The 2,437-nt window shown below is 73.7% G+C and carries 2 protein-coding genes and 1 pseudogene; all 3 read right to left on the bottom strand.

Annotation, left to right across the window (positions count from 1 at the left end; translation table 11 throughout):
• Nucleotides 1–210 precede the first annotated feature (210 nt).
• Nucleotides 211–705: a GNAT family N-acetyltransferase gene (locus AB0J52_RS36345; RefSeq protein WP_500187449.1), complete on the bottom strand. Its 495-nt coding sequence runs from the start codon at nucleotides 703–705 to the stop codon at nucleotides 211–213.
• A 42-nt stretch (nucleotides 706–747) separates the two neighbouring features.
• Nucleotides 748–2,211, bottom strand: coding sequence for a carboxylesterase/lipase family protein (locus tag AB0J52_RS36340; protein ID WP_500187448.1), 1,464 nt, complete (start codon nucleotides 2,209–2,211; stop codon nucleotides 748–750).
• A gap of 40 nt (nucleotides 2,212–2,251) precedes the next feature.
• A pseudogene (locus AB0J52_RS36335) lies at nucleotides 2,252–2,437 on the bottom strand (TetR/AcrR family transcriptional regulator); the annotation flags it as partial.

The raw sequence follows: 2,437 nt of genomic DNA, 5'->3' as shown, positions 1-2,437 counted from the left end.
CCCGGCCAAGGCCGCCGCCGCGATCGTCGAGCTCGTCGCCGCGCCCGTCCCGCCCGTCCGCGTCCCGCTCGGCGAGGACTGCGTCACCCTGCTGGAGTCCAAGCTGGCCCGGGTCACCGAGGAACTGGAAGCCTGGCGGGAGACCTCCCTCTCGACGGCGGTCGGCTGACCTCTCGGGCGGCGGTCCGCTGACGCCGGGCTCGGGTCCGGTCAGATGAGCGACTTGCGCATGACGATGGTCGGGCGGCCCTTGGCCACGTCCGGTCGGCGGTCGGCCTCCTCGTAGCCGAGGGCCGTCCAGAAGCCGAACGCCTCGGTGTTGGTCTCCAGGACGCCGAGCCAGACCGTCGTGTCGCCGCGGTCGCGGAGCCGGGCCTCGGCCGCGTCCGCGACGGCGCGGCCGAGGCCTTGGCCGCGCCGCTCCCCGTGCACCATCAGGAAGCCGATCCAGGGGGCCTTGTCGCGGGGGTGCCGTAGCAGTATCTCGACGTAGCCGACGAGCACGCCGGACTCGTCCCGCGCGGCGAGCACCTCGTGGCCGTCCTGGCCGAGTTCACCGCGCACCAGCGCCTCGACCGCCTCGGGGGTCACCGCTCCCGGGTCGAGATCGCCGCTGTACCGCCAGTAGGCGGGGTTGGACGCGAAGACCGCGTGCACCTCGGCGAGCTCGTCCCCGTCCAGGGTCACCGGCGTCAGACTGATCACCGGGCGACCCTGCCACAGCCGGGCACTGGAACGCGCGCCGATTTATGCGTCCCAGAGGCGGCGGAGGGCCTCGCCGGGTGCGCTGACCAAAGGATTTCGGGCGTCGCCGAAGCGGCGGGTCTGCCGGGTCCCGGGGGTGTACCGGGGCCAGCCCGGAGCACCGTCCACGGCGAAGTCGACCCACGCCTTGTGCATGGTGTCGGCGAGGGGCTGCGGCGGGTTCGGGCCCGCGAGCCCGTCGGTGCCGGAGACGTGAAGGTTGTCGAAGACGAAGCCCAGTTCCAGGGCGTGGCACGCGCCCAGGTCGTGCACCGGGCTCCGCCACGCGAACTCGTACATCCACGTGCGCGCACGGTGCTTCTCGGCGACGCGGATCGCCGGGATGCGGAAGAGGGACTCGGAGATGACGGCCGCGAGGAGCTCGCCGGGGCTCTCGTGCAGGCCGCGGTGGGCGTCGATGACGCCCTCGGGGACGCCCATCGCGGACGCCATGGGCCGCATGATGTCGTCGGTGATGAGCCCGGCCAGGCCGTTCGGCATGAGGAAGAGGCGGAACTCCTCGGCGTTGTAGCCGATGAGCAGGTCCGTGTCGGCGCCCGCGCCGTCCGCGATGGCGTCCTCGGGGCGGCGGGCCAGCAGGTCGCCGTCCAGGACGGGGACGTGGGACATCGCGGTGCGCGCGGTCGTGACGCCCCAGCGGCCGGGGTCGGGGAGCATGGAGACCTCGGCGGCGACGGCCGCCTGGACCGGGATGATCCGGGACGGCGGGAGCTCGGCGAACGCGGCGGCCGTGGGTTCGACGCCCAGGCGGGCGGCGGTCTCGGCGGTGATGAGCGCGGCGTCCTCGGGCGTCTGGGCGACGTTGCCGCCACCGCTCTGGGCGGCGGCGCGGCGGAAGAGGCCGAGGTCCAGGGAGAGCAAGGTGGTGACGCTCATCGCGCCCGCGGACTCGCCGAAGACCGTGACGTTGCCCGGGTCACCGCCGAACGCGGCGATGTTGTCGCGGACCCAGGTGAGGGCGAGGATCTGGTCGCGCAGGCCGCGGTTGGACGGCGCGTCCGGGAAGTGCGCGAAGCCCTCGACGCCGAGGCGGTAGTTGAGGGTGACGAAGACGACGCCGTCGCGGGCGAAGTTCGCGCCCGAGTAGACCGGCACCGCGCCGGAGCCGTTGCGGAACGCGCCGCCGTGGATCCAGACCATGACGGGCAGGCCCGCCTGGCCGGGATCGGGCGTCCAGACGTTGAGGTTGAGGCAGTCCTCGCCCGGGACGTCGGGGTCGGGGAGGAGCCGGTCGAACGGCCTCGGGTAGCGGGGTTTGGGGACGGTCGCGCCGTACTCGGCGGCGTCGCGGACGCCGTCCCAGGGACGCGGCGGGCGCGGCTCGCGGAAGCGGTTCTCGCCGAACGGCGGCGCGGCGTACGGGATGCCGAGGTAGGCCGAGACGCCGTTCTCCAGGACCCTGCCCCGGACCTTGCCCTGTCGGGTCGCGACGATCGCCGATTCCATCCGCGCCTCCGGCGTCTAGAACGAGATTCGGAGTTGCAGCCTAACCCGGCAGCAGCCGGCTGAGATGATCGCGGGCGAAAGCGCGGATGTCGGACTCGTCACTCAGCGGGATGCCGCCGCCCGGCATCAGCAGCACCGACACCGCGACCCGCAGCATCACCTCGGACGCGGTGTCGATCTCGGCGGGGTCGGCGGCGGGCAGCGCGCGGCGCAGCCGGGCCGCGAG

The sequence above is a fragment of the Spirillospora sp. NPDC049652 genome (assembly GCF_040675125.1).
Taxonomy (GTDB): Bacteria; Actinomycetota; Actinomycetes; order Streptosporangiales; family Streptosporangiaceae; genus Spirillospora.
This window is presented reverse-complemented; position numbering and strand designations above follow the sequence as displayed.